Origin of the sequence: Nostoc sp. DedQUE04, assembly GCF_034530995.1 — a bacterium.
Lineage (GTDB): Bacteria > Cyanobacteriota > Cyanobacteriia > Cyanobacteriales > Nostocaceae > Nostoc.
Window position 1 is genome coordinate 1 of sequence record NZ_JAVRCA010000108.1, and the last position, 16,799, is coordinate 16,799.

The 16,799-nt window shown below is 40.6% G+C and carries 19 protein-coding genes; 11 read left to right on the forward strand and 8 right to left on the reverse strand.

Going from position 1 to position 16,799, the window contains the following annotated elements:
* Positions 1-389 precede the first annotated feature (389 nt).
* The 3 genes from RM049_RS37615 to RM049_RS37625 all read left to right on the forward strand — a co-directional run bounded on the left by RM049_RS37615 (position 390) and on the right by RM049_RS37625 (position 3,049).
* Positions 390-701 carry a hypothetical protein gene (locus tag RM049_RS37615; protein ID WP_322707871.1) on the forward strand — a complete coding sequence of 104 codons (312 nt, stop codon included), beginning with the start codon at positions 390-392 and terminating at the stop codon, positions 699-701.
* A gap of 113 nt (positions 702-814) precedes the next feature.
* A complete protein-coding gene (locus RM049_RS37620; protein WP_322707872.1) occupies positions 815-2,146 on the forward strand; it encodes an S-layer family protein in 1,332 nt (443 codons plus the stop codon).
* A gap of 93 nt (positions 2,147-2,239) precedes the next feature.
* Complete coding sequence (locus RM049_RS37625) at positions 2,240-3,049, forward strand: prohibitin family protein (RefSeq protein WP_322707873.1); 810 nt, start codon at positions 2,240-2,242, stop codon at positions 3,047-3,049.
* Positions 3,050-3,172: 123 nt separating this feature from the next.
* Here the strand turns inward: RM049_RS37625 and RM049_RS37630 are convergent, their stop codons facing one another.
* A complete protein-coding gene (locus RM049_RS37630; protein WP_322707874.1) occupies positions 3,173-3,634 on the reverse strand; it encodes a hypothetical protein in 462 nt (153 codons plus the stop codon).
* A 484-nt stretch (positions 3,635-4,118) separates the two neighbouring features.
* Here RM049_RS37630 and RM049_RS37635 point away from each other — a divergent pair, with 484 nt between their 5' ends.
* Positions 4,119-4,391, forward strand: a complete 273-nt coding sequence (locus RM049_RS37635) for a hypothetical protein (RefSeq protein ID WP_322675575.1) — start codon at positions 4,119-4,121, stop codon at positions 4,389-4,391.
* Positions 4,392-4,412: 21 nt separating this feature from the next.
* Here the strand turns inward: RM049_RS37635 and RM049_RS37640 are convergent, their stop codons facing one another.
* From RM049_RS37640 to RM049_RS37650, 3 genes are all read right to left on the reverse strand, one after another.
* On the reverse strand, positions 4,413-4,829 hold the full coding sequence (locus tag RM049_RS37640; RefSeq protein ID WP_322707875.1) for a DUF2358 domain-containing protein: 417 nt from the start codon (positions 4,827-4,829) through the stop codon (positions 4,413-4,415).
* Positions 4,830-4,841: 12 nt separating this feature from the next.
* A complete protein-coding gene (locus tag RM049_RS37645) occupies positions 4,842-5,996 on the reverse strand; it encodes a glycoside hydrolase family 10 protein (RefSeq protein WP_322675588.1) in 1,155 nt (384 codons plus the stop codon).
* A 206-nt stretch (positions 5,997-6,202) separates the two neighbouring features.
* Entirely contained in the window at positions 6,203-7,021 is an 819-nt protein-coding gene (locus tag RM049_RS37650) for a DUF1206 domain-containing protein (protein WP_322675577.1), read from the reverse strand.
* Positions 7,022-7,226: 205 nt separating this feature from the next.
* Between RM049_RS37650 and RM049_RS37655 the strand changes: the two genes are divergently transcribed.
* The 4 genes from RM049_RS37655 to RM049_RS37670 all read left to right on the forward strand — a co-directional run bounded on the left by RM049_RS37655 (position 7,227) and on the right by RM049_RS37670 (position 12,042).
* Complete coding sequence (locus RM049_RS37655; RefSeq protein WP_322707876.1) at positions 7,227-8,090, forward strand: alpha/beta hydrolase; 864 nt, start codon at positions 7,227-7,229, stop codon at positions 8,088-8,090.
* 310 nt (positions 8,091-8,400) lie between these two features.
* Positions 8,401-8,856, forward strand: a complete 456-nt coding sequence (locus tag RM049_RS37660) for a pentapeptide repeat-containing protein (protein ID WP_322682602.1) — start codon at positions 8,401-8,403, stop codon at positions 8,854-8,856.
* A 492-nt stretch (positions 8,857-9,348) separates the two neighbouring features.
* Positions 9,349-10,605 (forward strand): MFS transporter, encoded by a 1,257-nt coding sequence (locus RM049_RS37665; RefSeq protein WP_322707877.1) that lies wholly within the window; start codon positions 9,349-9,351, stop codon positions 10,603-10,605.
* Between the two features lie 252 nt (positions 10,606-10,857).
* Positions 10,858-12,042, forward strand: a complete 1,185-nt coding sequence (locus RM049_RS37670) for an anion transporter (protein WP_322707878.1) — start codon at positions 10,858-10,860, stop codon at positions 12,040-12,042.
* A 34-nt stretch (positions 12,043-12,076) separates the two neighbouring features.
* Here the strand turns inward: RM049_RS37670 and RM049_RS37675 are convergent, their stop codons facing one another.
* From RM049_RS37675 to RM049_RS37690, 4 genes are read right to left on the reverse strand one after another with little or no spacing between them, the layout of a single operon-like run.
* The gene (locus tag RM049_RS37675) at positions 12,077-12,325 is read right to left on the reverse strand and encodes a hypothetical protein (RefSeq protein WP_322707879.1); all 249 of its coding nucleotides are present in this window, start codon (positions 12,323-12,325) and stop codon (positions 12,077-12,079) included.
* A gap of 46 nt (positions 12,326-12,371) precedes the next feature.
* Positions 12,372-12,653, reverse strand: a complete 282-nt coding sequence (locus RM049_RS37680; protein ID WP_322707880.1) for a hypothetical protein — start codon at positions 12,651-12,653, stop codon at positions 12,372-12,374.
* Complete coding sequence (locus RM049_RS37685; RefSeq protein WP_322707881.1) at positions 12,641-13,966, reverse strand: sigma-54 dependent transcriptional regulator; 1,326 nt, start codon at positions 13,964-13,966, stop codon at positions 12,641-12,643. Before RM049_RS37685 ends, RM049_RS37680 begins: the two co-directional genes overlap by 13 nt.
* Positions 13,959-15,407 carry a sensor histidine kinase gene (locus tag RM049_RS37690; RefSeq protein ID WP_322707882.1) on the reverse strand — a complete coding sequence of 483 codons (1,449 nt, stop codon included), beginning with the start codon at positions 15,405-15,407 and terminating at the stop codon, positions 13,959-13,961. Before RM049_RS37690 ends, RM049_RS37685 begins: the two co-directional genes overlap by 8 nt.
* Before the next feature lie 157 nt (positions 15,408-15,564).
* Here RM049_RS37690 and RM049_RS37695 point away from each other — a divergent pair, with 157 nt between their 5' ends.
* Genes RM049_RS37695 through RM049_RS37705 form a run of 3 tightly spaced genes read left to right on the forward strand, consistent with a single transcriptional unit; the run spans position 15,565 to position 16,528 of the window.
* The gene (locus RM049_RS37695; protein WP_322707883.1) at positions 15,565-16,044 is read left to right on the forward strand and encodes a hypothetical protein; all 480 of its coding nucleotides are present in this window, start codon (positions 15,565-15,567) and stop codon (positions 16,042-16,044) included.
* A 13-nt stretch (positions 16,045-16,057) separates the two neighbouring features.
* Complete coding sequence (locus tag RM049_RS37700; RefSeq protein ID WP_322707884.1) at positions 16,058-16,210, forward strand: hypothetical protein; 153 nt, start codon at positions 16,058-16,060, stop codon at positions 16,208-16,210.
* 39 nt (positions 16,211-16,249) lie between these two features.
* Entirely contained in the window at positions 16,250-16,528 is a 279-nt protein-coding gene (locus RM049_RS37705; protein WP_322707885.1) for a hypothetical protein, read from the forward strand.
* Positions 16,529-16,799 lie beyond the last annotated feature (271 nt).

Consider the following 16,799-nt stretch of genomic DNA (forward strand, 5'->3'; position numbering starts at 1 on the left):
GCTGCGGCAACGATAGTTTAGGGGTTGCCCTACGCAAAAATAGCTCGATGCCAGGTTCTATTTTTAGAATAAAAGCCCCTAGCTCCACAGCCTGGGGCTTTTTGTTATTTATGGTTCTGTGACAGCAATTAATAACTATATTCAGATTGATTATTGATTATTGTAGTACTTGCAATCTCCATTTGTAGAGCGATCGCACTAACAGTTTATCGTAAGTTTAGCGAACTATAAAAACACTAAGCTTAGGACATATTTATTTTATCGCCGTCCAGTCTTTGTCAGACATCGCCTAATTGCAGAAAACTGCATAATTAACGAATATTCGCTTGTTTATCGTCTAAAAGTGCAGTTTTATTAGATACTCAAAGAATCTATATGAATAGCACCCAATGACGATCAAATACGGATTAAACAGGTGTTTGCAGTTCGGATTGGCAGGGTTGCTGGGCTGCTTAAGTGTAAGTCTCCTCACTAGCAAAACCCTGGCACAGCAAAGTAATATCGTACCGGATAACACACTTGGGGGTGAGTCCTCTCAAGTTATAGACAACTTTCTGGGACTACCAATAGAAGTAATTACTGGTGGTGCAACTCGCCAAATCAATCTTTTTCATAGCTTTCAAGAATTTAATATCAGCGCTGGTAGAGGGGCTTATTTTTTTACTCCTATTCCCTTAGCCTTACTCAAGCTGGTCAAATAGATGCTAGTACTTTTGGCAAGGGCGATGCTGGAAATATAGACATTAATGCTCAGGATAAGATTATTATTGATGGCTATAAAATACAGCAAATTCCTCCTAATGATTTTGGAGTATTGCCAGGAGAATATGGCTTTCCTAGCGGCATCTTTAGTAGTGTTGGACAAAGGTCAACTTTAGAACAATCGGTTGGCAATGGCGGGAATATTCAAATAACAACGGGTTCTCTTGTTGCTACTAATGGAGGGCAATTATTAACTGATGTCTCCAATGGACGCGGCAATGGAGGTAATGTCATAATTAATGCCCGCAACAATGTAGTATTTGATGGAAGAATACAATTACTGGCTGGTGGTGCAAGAAGTGGAGTTGCTAGCAGTCTAACTGGAGCAAATGATGTAGGTAAAGGTGGCAATATTGAAATTACAGCAGATTCTCTTTCTCTGAGTAATAACGCTCAATTAGATGCAACAACTCAAGGGCAAGGCGATGCAGGTAATATTACCGTAAACGCTCGTAATTTTATTTCATTAACCAACGAAGCTAAGTTAATTTCCGCCACACTTGGCAAAGGTGATGCGGGTAATATTACTTTAAATGCAGGCGATCGCATTTTCCTCGACAATAGCAGAATTGTTAGTTCTCTAGCTACCAACGCAGAAGGGAAGGGAGGTGGTATTTTTATAAATGGGCGATTAATTGACCTCAACAATCAATCATTTATTTTTGTTGACAGTTTTGGTAAAGGAGAAGCAGGAAATATTTCAGTTAAAGCTGATACTCTGCAACTAGAAAATCAATCTCAAGTCTCGGCTGAAACTGGAACAACTAATGGAGGCAACATTAACTTGATAGTTGATGGTTTACTGTTGCTACGTAGTAATAGCTCTATTTCTGCAACTGCGGGTTTGGCAGAAGGTGCAGGTAATGGCGGTAGCATCAATATCAACTCAAAATTCATCATCGCCATTCCCAAAGAAAACAGCGACATTAGCACCAATGCTTTTGAAGGGCGTGGTGGAAATGTCGAAATTAACTCGCAAGGTATCTTCGGTATCGAAGCGCGTCCAAAGCCAACTGAAAAAAGCGATATTACTGCCAGTTCCGAATTAGGTGTTTCAGGTGCGATTAATATTAACGTACCTGATACCAGTTCCATCCAAAATAGGTTCACCGAATTACCTCCAGTCATCGACGCTAATGCACTCATCGCCAATAGTTGTATTTCACGCGGCACCAAGCGACAAGAAAACTCTTTTACCATCACAGGTTCCGGTGCTTTGACTACTAATCGTCCTGGGGTTTTGGTTTCTAACTACATAACTGGTGAGGTGAGAGGTGTCGAAACTACATACCGTCCCTGGAAGAAAGGCGATCCGATTATCGAACCGCAAGGTCTATATCGGCTGAATAATGGGCAGTTGCTATTGAGTCGAGAATGTTCTTAATTTTGGATCAAGTCGAGCTAAAATCATGACGGGAAGAAGCCCATAACTCCTAAATATGTGTCTCTATGCAAGATGCATACATGGTTCACACAGATGATAAAAATTACAAGTTTTAACAGTGCCGGTAAACTGACCGCTCTTTTGTGTTTGATAACTCTCTTACTCACGCCTTGTGTGATTATAAATGCAGGAGAACGTGGTGTATTAATGAAATTTGGCGAAGTACAAAACCAGATATTAGGAGAAGGACTTCACTTAATTATTCCTGTAGTCAATACTGTGAAAAAGTTGAGTATTAGAGTCCAAAAACAGGAAATTTTTGCTGAGGCTTCTTCCAAAGATTTACAAAATGTTTTTGCCGATGTAGCTCTCAATTGGCATATTATTCCCCAGGAAACAAATGTCATTTTTCAGGAAATTGGAGATGAACAAAATGTAGTTATTCGGATTATTAGCCCAGCCGTTGAAGAAGTACTAAAAGCGGTAATAGCAAAGTATACTGCTGAAGAAATTATTACTAAACGAGGAGAAGTCAAGAGTGGAGTAGATGATGCATTGTCCACAAGATTGGGTAGCTATCACGTTGCAGTTGATGATATTTCTCTAGTTCATGTCCATTTTTCAGAACGATTTGATGAGGCGGTGGAGGCGAAGCAGATTGCTGAACAAGAAGCAAAACGAGCAGAATTTATCGCATTGAAAGCAACAAAAGAGGCTGAAGCAAAAGTGAATTTAGCCAAAGGAGAGGCTGAGACGCACAGATTATTACGTGATGGTTTAACTCCAGAAATTCTGCAAAGGCAAGCACTAGAAAAATGGAATGGTAAGTTGCCATTAATTGTAAGTAAGGAGGCTCCAAAATTATTGAATTTAAGTGAATTTTTAAAATTTGATGAGAATTGATCTTCTTGTTCGCTGATTTACTCTCCATTAACAGACTCAAAACCCCGATTTTTTGAAATAGTATGGACGTATAGAGCTGCGCCCATACTATCGATTCCTTTGGAGAAAGGATGATCAACTAAATTAACTGTTGGAGAATAAAATGGGAGAATCGAGAATCTTCAACTGGATCAATAGCATAATCAACAGTGTATAAACTGTTGAAGAAATTAGACCTGTGAACAATTCTTTTTTGAGGTTATGCTCTTGAGGTTCTTTTTGAAAAATGTCCTTAGAACCGAATTGCATCAAGAGAATTCCCACAATATTAGAGAGCCAATATCCGATAATTGAACAAGGTAGAAGCAATTTTGGGGAAAGTAAACTACATGCATACCCAAAACCATAAGCTATTGGCAGATTGAATAGTAGGTCATTCCACCAACATAGGGGTGATAGTAAATATCCTAGTACCAGAAAAAATCCACCTCTGAGTTTTTTGAAAATGTCTTTTTTGAATTCTACTGGAGTAGACTGTTGTAATTGCTCTAGTGCTGTGTCTCTTGTTACATTCAACTCTTGACTAACGTTTTGGACGCTTTCCATAAAAACCCACTATTCCTATCGTCTTAGTGCAGTTTAATATATAAACTAAATTAACGTCTAGTACACGAGTGATAACATTTTGGCTTTTTGATACTGAAGGTTTTACCACAGAATAGTTTCAGCAAAATTGAGGTTTAAATCAGCTGCCACTTAAAAACATCTGATTTATATCTAGAGACATATCAGTTAGGTCGCTGCTTACAAAATATGGGTTTTTGTTTCGGTATCTGAGCAAAACAGAAACAATTTATACACAATTTAGACAATTAAGGCTATTTGTCGCTCAACAAGTCTTAAAGTCTAAATATCCCTTTCTAAATCATAGCATACTATGAATTCCAAGACCGATACTGTAATAGCCAGAGCCTTATTAGTTTGGGGTGGATGTTGAGTTGTAAAATTTTTATGTTTTTGCATTTAGCAGAAGCAGAAATTTTAACTAATAATAGCTACAATAAAAGTGCTAAAGCATCTTAATCGAAAAATGACAGATTTAACTCCAAATAGCACCTTTTTAATAGCAGGAATTGTTTTTATAACGATTGCTGTAATTGGACAATCTAAATTAGCTTTTATTGAAATCAATCCTGGTTGTTTTGGGAGAATTTTGGCTTTATTTATTGGTGTTTCTAGCCTATTATATGCTTTAGGAATACTAAACTTTTCAGCCGAAAATCTGGACTTATTAAGAAATTCTCTGACAGAACAAATAAAACAGAGAATCAGTCAAATTAATGAGATTTTACAAGGCTCGTAAAAAATCCAATTAGCTATTGCTTTACCTTTGCCAAAACTGTCGTAGAATCTCCCCTGGCTTTCTATCCCAGGTGTCGATATGCTTGTATATAAAATTATCTTGATTGAGTTTATATGTCGAATAGCCATTGAAAAGTAACCCTGCTTTCCAAGGAACGCGCAACACCCCCCTCACTGTCCATTTTGCTAAAATCGTATCTTCATCTGACTGATAAATCTCATGCACATCAAAGTAAATCTGAGTAAAAAATAGCCGCGCATGAAATCGTAAAGTCCAAAATATAATGCGATAGTTAAATTTGTATTTGAATGTATTCACGGGGTCTTTAAAATAGATATCCTGTGTATAAATGTCATAAGAAATATCTTTTTCAAAAAGTGTCGGTAAATCTTCTTTTAAAGTATTAATTACCTTTTCCACTGGCAATTTATATTTCACGCGCCTTTTTCCTTAAAAAATCTTTTTTAACAAATTTTCCATTCCTGACCAAATAGAAGATGTCGTCTTGTGACTCACACCACCTGCACTCAAATCTGACAAAGTGGGAAATGATGCAAACTTAGCATAAGGCCCATTTCGCAAAACTTTAGCAAGGGCATTGTTATTCTCGCGCAAACCTTCGTAAAAAAAGAATACCTCTCCTTGAATGCCAAGTTGACGATTGTATTCAATTGCCTGCACCAGATATTCTGGACTAATACAGTAAGAGCCAAGCTTCATCAATATTCCTGGTGCTAACTTGGGCAGTGTTGTATCTGTAAACTGCTGGTTTACTAGTTTATCAACGATCGCCTGATAACTCCTAAAGTCACGGCGATAAATCTGCGGCTGAATCATATCAACGATTCCCCGCTTCAGCCATGCGGGTGAGTCTTGCAGATATTCCTGGAATGCCCAATCATAGATATTAGGTGCGATCGCAACTAATAAATTAGGATTCACCGCTTTCACCTTCCAGTAGAGATGCGCCAAAAACTCACTGAGAATATCTGCACGCCACTGTAACCATTGCTTATCCTTGTGGTTCTGTGGTGGATTGCGATCGAATTCCTGGCGATAACGGTTGACAGTTACCCGATCGTAGCCACCTTCAGAGGGTAATGCAGGGAAGCGATCGTCTCCTTGAATACCATCCACATCATAATTATTCGCAACTTCCAGCACTAACTTTAAGAAAAATTCCTGCACCTGTCGATCGAGTGCATTCAACCACTCAAAGCCGTTTTTCTTCAGTAAGTTACCCTTATAATCACGCGCAGCCCATTCCGGTTTTTTTTGTAAAAGTACACCACCATTCAAATTGTAGGAACTGGCAAAACCGTATTCAAACCAAGGAATGACTTTCAATCCGACTCGCCGCGCCTCAATTATCACCTCTTCTAAAGGGTCGCGGTCTACAGACATCGGGTCAATTTCGACTCCAAATGTCTGCTGCATTGTTTGACTGGGATACAGAGTTACTGCTTTGTTCCAAACAACGGGAAACACCACATTAAATCCCGTTTCGGCCAGGAAATCCATCGCCTCAGCAATGCGTTCCTTCGATCTAAGAACTTGACTATCAGTAGTAGTCAACCAAATACCACGAGTTTCTATTATTGCCATTTCTTTGAAGAAGAATTCAGGAGTCACAATGGGCTAAACGCCCCGCTACCGCTAACAGGAGTCAGAAGCAATTAGTGGGTCAAATTTTCTTGTTTTGTAGGGGTTTTAAACCCGATTATTCGTCCGCCAATCGTACAGAATTAATTTTGAATTCTGACTCCTAATTCCTGAATTCTGTTTGATTGAAATTCTCGACACTGCACCATCTAAACACTGACTAGTCGACGATACCGCGCTTGTATTATTGTGTAAATCCCATAGGCAACTAAACCTAGTGCCACAATACCCAAAAGCCATGCTCCGTTAGGCTGTTGTGCTAGCGTCTGTAATACTTCATCCAAACCTTCTGCGGTAGCGGCGTTCGATTGCCTTGCAGCTTCAATTAAAAACCAACCGATAATGCAAAATACGATACCCCGTGCCGCTAAACCAAATCTGGAAATTCTCATTACCCATTGGGCTTGTGTGTTGCTTAATTCAGTTAAATTGAGTTCTTTACGAAATTTGCCACTAAAAGCTTGATAAAACTGATAGAAACCTAGAGCAATTACAAACACCCCCACAGTTCCAACTAACCATTGGCCAAAGGGTTGAGAAAGCAAACGTGCTGTCGAATCTTCAGTAGAATCACTACTATTTTTACCACTGCCTGTACCCATAACGATTTGCACAGCACTTAAGGCTAAACTTGCATAAATCAAGCCATTAACTGCGTAACCAATTCGTATTGCTAAACCTTTGGCATCATTACCTTTATTTTCTGGGTCTTTAATTGCCTGTACAAAACGCCAGATTACGTATCCAATTAAGCCAATTGCAACTAGAGTCAGCAAAAATTGACCAAATGGCTGGTTGACGATTGTTTGGAGAGCGCCTTGCGTATCAGTTGTTTTACCACCCCTGCCAAAAGCTGTCTGTGCTGCCAGTAGTCCAACTATACCGTAAACTACTCCCTTAGAAATATAGCCAAATCGTCCCAGTCGCTCAACCCACAATGAAGGATGGTTTGTCAACTGTTGTGTCATGGTAGTTGGGAAGAATTATATCTACCTTTTACCAAAATTTGCCCACGATTCACATCTACCTCAAGACAAATTGTCTAATATTTGTGCAAAAAATCACTATCGGAATACTGTCTTTCAATAGATGTGAGACCGATCAAAATAATATTAAACTTGCTAAGTACAGTATTAGTATTTAGTATTTTTTAATGCTGAATTTGGATTAATTATGTCTCTAATAGAAAGTTCTTGGAAACACGAATATATAATTACCAATCGGGTAAAACTACACTACGTTACCCAAGGTGAAGGCCCTTTAATGTTGATGTTGCATGGGTTTCCTGAGTTTTGGTATTCTTGGCGGCATCAAATACCAGAATTTGCCCAAAATTTTAAAGTCGTTGCCCTTGACTTGCGTGGCTACAACGATAGTGATAAACCAAATGAGCAATCAGCTTATGTCATGGATGATTTTATCAAAGATGTTGAGGGAGTAATTAAAGGATTAGGATATCAAAAATGTGTATTAGTTGGACATGATTGGGGTGGTGCGATCGCTTGGAATTTCGCATACACTCACCCCGAAATGTTAGAACAATTAATTATTCTTAACCTGCCTCATCCTGCTAAATTTGCCCAAGGGTTACGCACTCCTCAACAGTCGCTACGTAGCAACTACGTATTTTTCTTTCAACTACCGTGGATACCAGAATTACTTTTACAGTCTTCAGACTACCAAGCTATTGAAACAACTTTTAAAAGTATGGCAGTTAACAAGAGTGCTTTCAGTAAAGCGGATATTGACGCTTATAAAAATGCTGCTGCAAAACGCGGTGCCCTCACAGCAATGTTGAACTATTACCGCAATATTTTTCAACAAAGAATGGTAAATCCAAATTGGAGCGTTCTGGAAGTGCCAACACTGATGATTTGGGGAGAAAATGACCCTGCACTTGGCAAAGAACTAACCTACGACACCGCAGCTTATGTCAGGGATTTTCAAATCAAGTACATTCCTAATTGTGGCCATTGGGTGCAGCAAGAACAGCCGGAATTAGTTAATCAGTATATGCGAGAATTTCTGAGGACTTAAGCTAAACTATCAATTGATAAATAAAGTATAAATACTCATAAAATTAGCTATAGCGGATAGCGCCAGCTTTTAATTTTTAAAGATTTAATAGTAATTTAAGAGGGGACGTTTTTGAGGAATTATTCGGTAAAAATTGCCAAAAAGTCAGAATTAATGGCATTTTTGACATCACTTTTATCTGAGTTTCAGATCGCAACTACCTTGTCAGGAGATAGATTGTCACAAGAGAGATTGACCTCACGAAGTTTAGTGAGATAATAGAGTTGTGAGGGACAGAACGGACGCAAACTTGATTATTAAGGGGGAAATTATGAAACTCCAGCTATTAGCGGCCATGGCCTTAGCAACACCCCTATTTTTCGCTAGCTCGGTTAGAGCCGAGAATCCACAGGATTTACAAAAGCTGCTTTCAACTGGGGAATGTGTTAGGTGCGAACTATCAGGAGCTAACCTCAGTGGCGCTCATTTAATTGGTGCTGACTTGAGAGGCTCGAAGCTCCAAGGAGCTAACCTTGTAGGAGCTAACCTCGAAGGTGCTGACTTAACTGGTGCAAACTTGGCAGGTGCTAACCTAACATCTGCTTATGTAACCAATGTGAATTTAAAGCAAGTCAATCTCAACGGAGTAAATTTTACTGGCGCTACTATTCACGATTCTAATGTGTATCAAGCATCAATGAACAATCTAAATCTTACTGATGCGGAAATATTTAACACTGGAATCGGGATTGGTGGTGAAGACGCTGAAATTCCCGATTGGAAATAGCCCAACTGACTACACAGCTAAAAATCAATACAACATAGGTTTTGGTGGGTTTTAAATCAAATAAACGACTTTTTTGCCAGAATTATCCTTAAAACCTGCCTCTACAGAAATATTAATAAAAATGAAATTCCCTTTGCGTTGTAATTACTTTACTATGGCAAAAGCAGAGGGGATTTCTTTTTGCGATCGCACTGATATCCACACAAAAAAGTGCAATTAAAATCTAAAAATCTTCACTATTTCCCATTAAAGAAAGGACTTTACTCCTCCCTCTCCTTACGGAGACGCAACGCGTTCGCCTTTTAGGGGAGGGAGACGTCTGTCGAACTCACGTTAATTGAAAATCAGGGTTTCGGCTATTACTTGTGTAAGTTGTATCTGGCACAAAGAAGGTTTTTTCGCTAGATGCAGCCGGAGACTATTGATTTGGCACGATTTTTGCACAAAAGGATTGTGACCGCTCCATAGCTGACACAATATCACTAAAGACTTATGCAACAACAGCGAAGACCGAGTAAGAAGAGTTTGCGATCGCTTGATTACTTGAATGTGTTTCTCGCAGATGTGCGCGATGGTGTTGGGCCATATCTGAGTATTTACCTGAAAGCTTCAGCAAATTGGAACCCAGCCCAGATTGGCATGGCGATGTCAGCTTCGGCAATTGCCACAGTTATTGCTCAAACACCAGCCGGTGCATTGGTTGACAGGCTACGTCAAAAACGAATGTTGATTGTACTGGCGGCTGTGTTTGTTTCTATCGGCTGTATTGCTATGGGCTTGTTCCCCAATTTGCCTGTTGTCATTGGCTCTCAGATTATGATTGGGATTGCAGCAGCAATTTTTCCACCTGCGATTACTGCTATTACTCTGGGACTCGTAGGACATGAGAGATTAGATAGGCGAGTAGGTCGTAATGAAACATTTAACCATACAGGAAATCTGCTAGCTGCTACTCTCGCTGGTTTAGTGGGTTACTTTATTGCCCGCAAGGCAATATTTTTCTTGGTTGCAGCTATGGCTGTGGGCAGTATTATTTCAGTGAGGATGATTCGCGAAAGAGAGATTGACCACGAACTAGCGCGTGGAGATGGTGAAGAGAGAGAGGAGGAAGATAATCAAAAACATCAGCAGGGCCATGAAGGCATATTGCAATTATTGAGCGATCGCCAAATCTTATTCTTTACTATTGCAGTAGTTCTGTTTCACTTTGCCAATGCTGCCATGTTACCGCTAGTTGGTCAAGAATTGGCACAGGGTAAAGGCACAAGTGACACAGTTTATATGTCTGCTTGTATCATTGTCGCTCAGTTAGTGATGATTCCAGTGTCTAACTTGGCTGGGCGTTTTGCACATACAGCCCGAAAACCTATATTTTTGCTGGGTTTTGCCGTCTTACCGATTCGAGGAGTGCTGTATACACTTTCGGGCAATCCCTATTTTCTCGTTTCTGTGCAAATTCTGGATGGTATTGCAGGCGGGATTTTTGGTGTGCTTTCGGTGTTAATGGTAGCTGATTTGACTAAAGGCACGGGACGCTTTAATGTTACCCAAGGAATGCTCAATACTGCTATTGGCATTGGTGCGGGTTTGAGCAACGTGCTAGCTGGGTTTGTGGTTAAAAGTGCTGGTTACAATGTTGGTTTTTTGATTTTAGCAGCGATCGCAGTTGTGGCTTTAGCAGTTTTTTGGTTCTGTGTACCTGAAACAAAAACAGGAGTTAATAGAAAAGCATCACCTCAAACCGCTTAGGGCAGTCATTAATTATTAGTCATTAGTCATTAGTCATTAGTCACTTGTACTGAGCGTAGTCGAAGTATTAGTCGTTAGTCATTAGTCCAAAATAAACCCGTTCACTCCTTAACATGGTTTGAATTAGTCCCATAAAAGATAAAGTTTTTCCACCCACAAGAGGCGAGGTATGCACTAAAATCCAATGACCAATGACAAATGACAAATGACAAATGACCAATGACTACTTAATCAAAAGCATCTAGCAAAATCATGATTGTTTTCAGATACATCATCATTGGACTGACTTATATCGGTTTGGGTTTAGGATATCTCCCTGGTTTGCGGATGAACCGAGCCAGTATTGCTTTAGTTGGTGCATCTTTGCTGATGGCATTCGGGGTATTAGACCTCAAAGAAGCATGGCAAGCAATAGACTATAAAACGCTGATTTTCCTGTTCGGCATGATGGTAATCAGCACAAACTTAGCTTACGCTGGTTTTTTCCAATTAACCCTTGATACAGTTACACGCTTCACCCGCAGCCCTTTAGGTTTGCTAATTGTTTTAACTTTCGGCAGTGGAATTCTCTCCGCTTTTTTTCTGAATGATACCATCGCTCTAATTTTGACTCCTTTGGTTCTCGGTTTAACCCAAACTTTGAACCTCAATCCGATTCCTTACTTACTTGCTTTGGCGGGAGCAACTAATCTAGGCTCAGTAGCTACCTTAAGTGGCAATCCACAAAATATTTTGATTGGTTCCTTCTCTGGGATCAGCTATCTCGATTTTGCGAAAGCATTGACTCCCATCGCATTAGTAAGTTTGTTAATCCAAATTGGGTTATTGTGGTGGCTTTATCCTGATGTCCGTTCTACTAAATCTTGTCCGAGCGTAACCCCCGTGCGTTACCGCATATTTAAACCGTTGCTTACTAAAAGCCTATTGATAACCGGAGGATTATTAATTGCATTTTTAATTGGGATACCTCCAGCCCAAGCAACACTTGTAGCTGCTGGTTTACTGTTCATTACTAGGCGAATCAAACCGCAACGAGTTTTAAATAAAGTTGATTGGGATTTACTGGTGATGTTCTCTGGACTATTTATTGTGACTGCTGGAGTAGAAAAATTAGGTATATTGAATTTATTTAGCGGTTTAGTTTATAATCCCTTGAGCATATTAGGAATTACTGCTCTGCTTTCAAATTTAGTTTCTAATGTTCCAGCAGTATTATTACTACAACATTTAATTCCCCATCCAGACACGAAAACTTGGTTACTATTAGCAGCAGGATCTACTTTAGCTGGTAATCTAACTTTGTTAGGTTCAGTTGCCAATTTAATTGTTGCTGAGGCTGTTGCAAAACTTGGTTATCAATTGTCATTCTGGGAACATCTGCGTTTTGGTCTACCGCTAACTGTCGTGACTCTCATCCTGGCTTATTTTTGGATTTAGTTATTTGTCATTGGTCATTTGTCAACAATCAAACTTAAAATTTCAGGCTCAAAGGTGCAACGTTCAGGCTCAAAGGTGCAACGTTCAGGTTCAAAGGTGCAACTTCGAGGCTCAAAGGTTCAATGTTCAGGTTCAAAGACGCAACTTCCAGGCTCAAAGGTGCAACGTTCACCTTCAAAGGCCCAACTTCCAGGCTCAAAGGCTCAATGTTCGCCTTCAAAGGCGCAACTTTCAGGTTCAAAGCCGCAACGTTCAGGCTCAAAGCCGCAACGTTCAGGCTCAAAGGCGTAACGTTCAGGTTCAAAGGTGCAATGTTCAGGTTCAAAGGCTCAACTTTGATATTTCAAGAGACTTCCTTGCTTCTTGCTATTGCTTCCCATCTTTTTATCAGTCAACTTGCGCTGATGTGATGACTTTATTCCGGCAATTTTACGGTATTTTGTGACTGTTCTGCGAGTAATTGGCAGAGAAAATTGGATTTTCAAAAGCTGGGCTAATTGCTCATCAGTATATAGGCTCTGCCTATAGTCCAAGGAGGCGGAGTCTCCCCAAAGCCATTCCTTGGCTCTGCCAAGGAACGAGAAGTTGAAAGTTTTTGCTATAAATTCCATTGTTTCTTTTTTTGTTCAAAGCTTTCGACAGAAATTCCTAATGCTTTGTGGGGTTCTTGGGGATAAAGTGCTAAAGCATGGCGGATAAAGTTTATTTCTAACTGAGCGATCGCTTGTTCTAAATTTAAATTCATCTGATATTCTTGATTAAAAATGAGATGCTCTGGAAGAATGGTTCTTCCTCCAGAAAAAACTGCTGCTCTCTCTAAAGTATTTTGCAGTTCTCGCACATTTCCCGGCCAAGCGTAACCTCTGAGTTTTTCTAGGGCAGTTGAGGTGATTGCTAAATTTTTAATTCCATTTCTTAGGGCAATAGAACTTAAAAAATGTTGGGTAAGTTGTTCTAAATCTTCGGGGCGATCGCGCAAAGGTGGCAGTTCAATTCGTACTACATTAAAGCGATAATAAAGGTCTTCTCGAAACTGATTCAGGCGTACCAATTGTTCTAAATTCCGATTGGTGGCAGCTAAAATGCGGACATCTACAGTTTTGGTTTGGTTACTACCCAAGCGCTCGAAGGATTTATCTTGTAATACTCGCAACAATTTCCCTTGAATGATTTGGCTCAATTCTCCAACTTCATCCAGAAAAATTGTACCGCCATTAGCTTGTTCAAAGCGACCAATTCGCAAGTGATTCGCTCCAGTGAAGGCTCCTTTTTCGTGACCAAATAATTCTGCTTCTAATAAATGTTCTGGGAGAGCTGCACAGTTAACTTTTACTAAAGGGCCGCGACTGCGAGGGCTAGCATTATGCAGTGTGGAAGCGACCAATTCTTTGCCTGTACCTGATTCGCCGACAATCAAAACTGTGGTGTTTCCTTGGGCAAGTCTACCAATGAGTTTAAAAACTTCTGCCATTTTAGGCGATCGCCCCAACAGTTCTTCTGGTTGTCCGAGATTTTGAATATTTGCTTCACCAATTTGCTCGGCGGATGCTTGGGAATGAGCTAAAGCTTTTTGCGCCAAGTTGACTAGATCTTCTAAATCGAAGGGTTTAGTTAAATAATCATAAGCTCCCAACTGCATAGCTTCAATGGCTGTACGACTTGTTCCATAAGCTGTCATCACAATTACTGGCACTTCAAACAACGTTTTGCTACCTAAAGCTTTTAAAACAGCATTACCCTGAGTTTTGGGCATTTTTAAATCTAGAAATACCAAGTCAGGACGAGATGTGATATCTTGTTGAATCATCTTCAGTCCTTGCTCTCCGTCTCCCGCCTCTACTACGTCGTGGCCTTCATCTTTTAAAATCTGCGCCATCGCTTGACGCAAAGCTTTTTCATCATCAATAATCAAAATTTTAGCCATCGTTATGATTCTTCGGTAAGTAAACGCTAAAAACGGTGCAACCCGGTTGAGATTTCAAATCAATATGCCCTCCGTGGCGGGTGACAATCTCGTGGCTAATTGCTAAACCTAAACCTGTTCCTTGGGGTTTTGTGGAATAAAAAGGATCGAAAATGCGATCGCGTTCTTCTGGTGCTAAACCTGCGCCATTATCTTTTACCCAAGTCACTAAGTAGTCTTGCTCTTGGCTGACACCAACCTCAACTTCGCTTTCTGGTGGACTTGCTTGGATGGCATTTAAGATTAAGTTAACCATTACCTGTCCTAACTCTCGGCGGCGTAGTGGTACTTGGGGCAAAGGTTCAGCAGCAGAGCGATAAAAAAGTGTTACTCCCTGTTCTTCGGCTTTGAGACGTAATAGAGAAACTGATTCAAAAGCGATCGCTTCTAGGGAAGTAATTACCATTTCTTCTTGCTGATTTTGGTCAAAATACAATAGCCGTCGCACCAACATCTCTAAACGGTCTACTTGTTCTAGTAAACTAGCGATCGGTAAAGTCGTAATTCCCTGCTTTTTTAATTGCCGTTCTGTATATTGCAAATTTAGACGCATACTAGCTAAGGGATTGCGGACTTCATGAGCTACCCCCGCTACCAGTTGTCCCAGAGAAGCCAAGCGCTCAACTCGGTGCAAGCGCTGCTCTAACTCTTGGCGATGGTATTGCATACTATTAATTGCAGTTCCCAACAGTCCCATTTCTGCGGGTAGCGGCGGAATTAGCGAAGCTTTATCCTCTTCCATTGCCTTAATACTTTGCTGGAGTCGCTGCACTCCCCACTGAAGTTGTAAGGCAATATAAAAAGTCCAAACTCCTACAACTAAAATTCCTAAAACTACGAAAACACTTAAAACGTTTTGATTCCTATCTTCTAGATGAGGCATACGTTTCATCGTCCACACTGCTCCCCACAGAGGTAGAGGGTCAGCACGCAGTACCAAGATATCAAGACCGGGGTGCAGTACTAATTCCTGGGGTAAACCTTGGCTTGTGGCTCTGCGAGTCAATTGCAAAATTGTGTCTCGTTCAGCAGGAGGAATATCTTTTTTGGGGACAGGGCCCCCGTGGGTAGGATAGGCATAGCCTAAAAGCTGGTCTTGTTGCAGCAGATAAAATCCGCCTTCTACCCTTGGGAAAACAGTTAGGGCATCGTTTGAAAGCTCCGCTAACGGCTTACCTGGCTTTGGTGTTTGCCCAAGATTTGATTCCCAAAACAGCTTAATTAGTCTGGTGTTGGCAAAAGCTAATTCTCTCTGATTTCTAGCAACAACAGCACCTTCTAGACTTTCAAATAGTTGTACCACTAACCATAAAGCAGCTCCACTTAAACCTAAAAAAAGGATGCTGAGGATTGTTAGCTGTCGCCGGAGTGTCCAACGTTGAGATAACACAATAGGTTGCATGGAATAAGGGTTAGAACTTCTAGAAGTGCAAAAACTATGCCAAATTTCAGTTGCTCATTTTTCATCCTGCCTTACTAGCTAACGAGTGTCTTGTATCTATGGCACGAGTTTTGCACTTCTAAAAGTTCTAGTTAGCAATTAAATTGAATTAAAGCAGATGAATAACTCTAAAGTTCGCATTCCAAAAGAAATTGCTGCCGATGTTTTCGCTCAAGCGGCTCAGTTGTATGCCCAAGAAAATCAGGATTATTCTTTAGAAGAAATTATGCAGGCTGGAGCAGAAGTACAAATTCCTCCAGAGATGATTCAACAAGCAATACAGCAGATTCAAGCCAAGCAAATCCGAGAGCGCGATCGCCAACGCAAGTTAAAGTTAATTTTAACTAGTGGCGGCATCGGAGCAGCGATCGCACTTTTCGGTTTTTGGACGTACAATACTGTTGCTAGTAATGCTACACCAAGCGGGCGATCGCTAGAAGCTAATCTCCCAAGTGCCAATTTAGCCAATGCTAATCCTCTAGATATTCCCCCAGCACCCCCACCAGAATTACCCTCCACAGCCGGAACCACTTTCACTGGAGAGGTAAAACAGTATCTTCTCAACCCTGAAGGTAAGGTTGGATGGGCTATTACTTAATAACGGGCTACAGGTGAAATTTCCTCCCCAGATGGCGGACAGTTTGGTGCGGATAATTACCCCAAACACGAAAGTGAGCATTTTTGGCGATCCTGGCTTTTCCACTCGCTTTGGACAGGAAGTAAGAGCCAAAAGCATTACCAATTCTCAAACTGGACAGACTTGAGTCGAACAACCTCCCACAATCGCCCCCCAACCACCCAGCTTGAGCAACTACAGTACCTTATCTGCACAGGGAACTGCTCAGAATTGGTTGGTGGGACATCGAGGAGAAATTAACGGCGTTATTATTTCTAATGGCACTATTGTCAAGTTCCCGCCCCATGTAGGCGAACAGCTAACCAGTATGGCAAACATCAAAAACACAATTCAAGCCAAAGGATTCGGCACTCGCAATCGTTACAGTCAGATTTTAGAAGCTACAGCATTGTCAGTTAATGGGCAATCTGTATCTTTGCAACCAAAAGCCATCATCGATCCGTAATACCATTAACGAAAATCTTTGCAACAGATGAATCTGCTGTCGGGGCATTTAGCTTAACAAAGTAGTAGTTTTATATCATGTCCGCCTAATTAGTTTTGCTTCCCGAATATATGCAGAAAGCCCAAAAGCCCCTCTTTTCTGCACCTGAACCTCCTCTGCTCCCTGCTCCCTGCCCCCTTGCAGTCTTAATGATAAGTCTTTTACCAGACACGATATTATCCCTCTTCTGTCACTTTCCGAGTATTCTGAATAAAAGGATTAAAAGAAAAAA

Bases quoted from the DNA above. Each gene is read 5' to 3' on its own strand.
- RM049_RS37615 (WP_322707871.1), top strand. From the start codon at position 390: ATGACGATCAAATACGGATTAAACAGGTGTTTGCAGTTCGGATTGGCA.
- RM049_RS37625 (WP_322707873.1), top strand. From the start codon at position 2,240: ATGATAAAAATTACAAGTTTTAACAGTGCCGGTAAACTGACCGCTCTT.
- RM049_RS37630 (WP_322707874.1), bottom strand. From the start codon at position 3,634: ATGGAAAGCGTCCAAAACGTTAGTCAAGAGTTGAATGTAACAAGAGAC.
- RM049_RS37635 (WP_322675575.1), top strand. From the start codon at position 4,119: ATGACAGATTTAACTCCAAATAGCACCTTTTTAATAGCAGGAATTGTT.
- RM049_RS37645 (WP_322675588.1), bottom strand. From the start codon at position 5,996: ATGGCAATAATAGAAACTCGTGGTATTTGGTTGACTACTACTGATAGT.
- RM049_RS37650 (WP_322675577.1), bottom strand. From the start codon at position 7,021: ATGACACAACAGTTGACAAACCATCCTTCATTGTGGGTTGAGCGACTG.
- RM049_RS37655 (WP_322707876.1), top strand. From the start codon at position 7,227: ATGTCTCTAATAGAAAGTTCTTGGAAACACGAATATATAATTACCAAT.
- RM049_RS37660 (WP_322682602.1), top strand. From the start codon at position 8,401: ATGAAACTCCAGCTATTAGCGGCCATGGCCTTAGCAACACCCCTATTT.
- RM049_RS37665 (WP_322707877.1), top strand. From the start codon at position 9,349: ATGCAACAACAGCGAAGACCGAGTAAGAAGAGTTTGCGATCGCTTGAT.
- RM049_RS37670 (WP_322707878.1), top strand. From the start codon at position 10,858: ATGATTGTTTTCAGATACATCATCATTGGACTGACTTATATCGGTTTG.
- RM049_RS37680 (WP_322707880.1), bottom strand. From the start codon at position 12,653: ATGGAATTTATAGCAAAAACTTTCAACTTCTCGTTCCTTGGCAGAGCC.
- RM049_RS37685 (WP_322707881.1), bottom strand. From the start codon at position 13,966: ATGGCTAAAATTTTGATTATTGATGATGAAAAAGCTTTGCGTCAAGCG.
- RM049_RS37690 (WP_322707882.1), bottom strand. From the start codon at position 15,407: ATGCAACCTATTGTGTTATCTCAACGTTGGACACTCCGGCGACAGCTA.
- RM049_RS37695 (WP_322707883.1), top strand. From the start codon at position 15,565: ATGAATAACTCTAAAGTTCGCATTCCAAAAGAAATTGCTGCCGATGTT.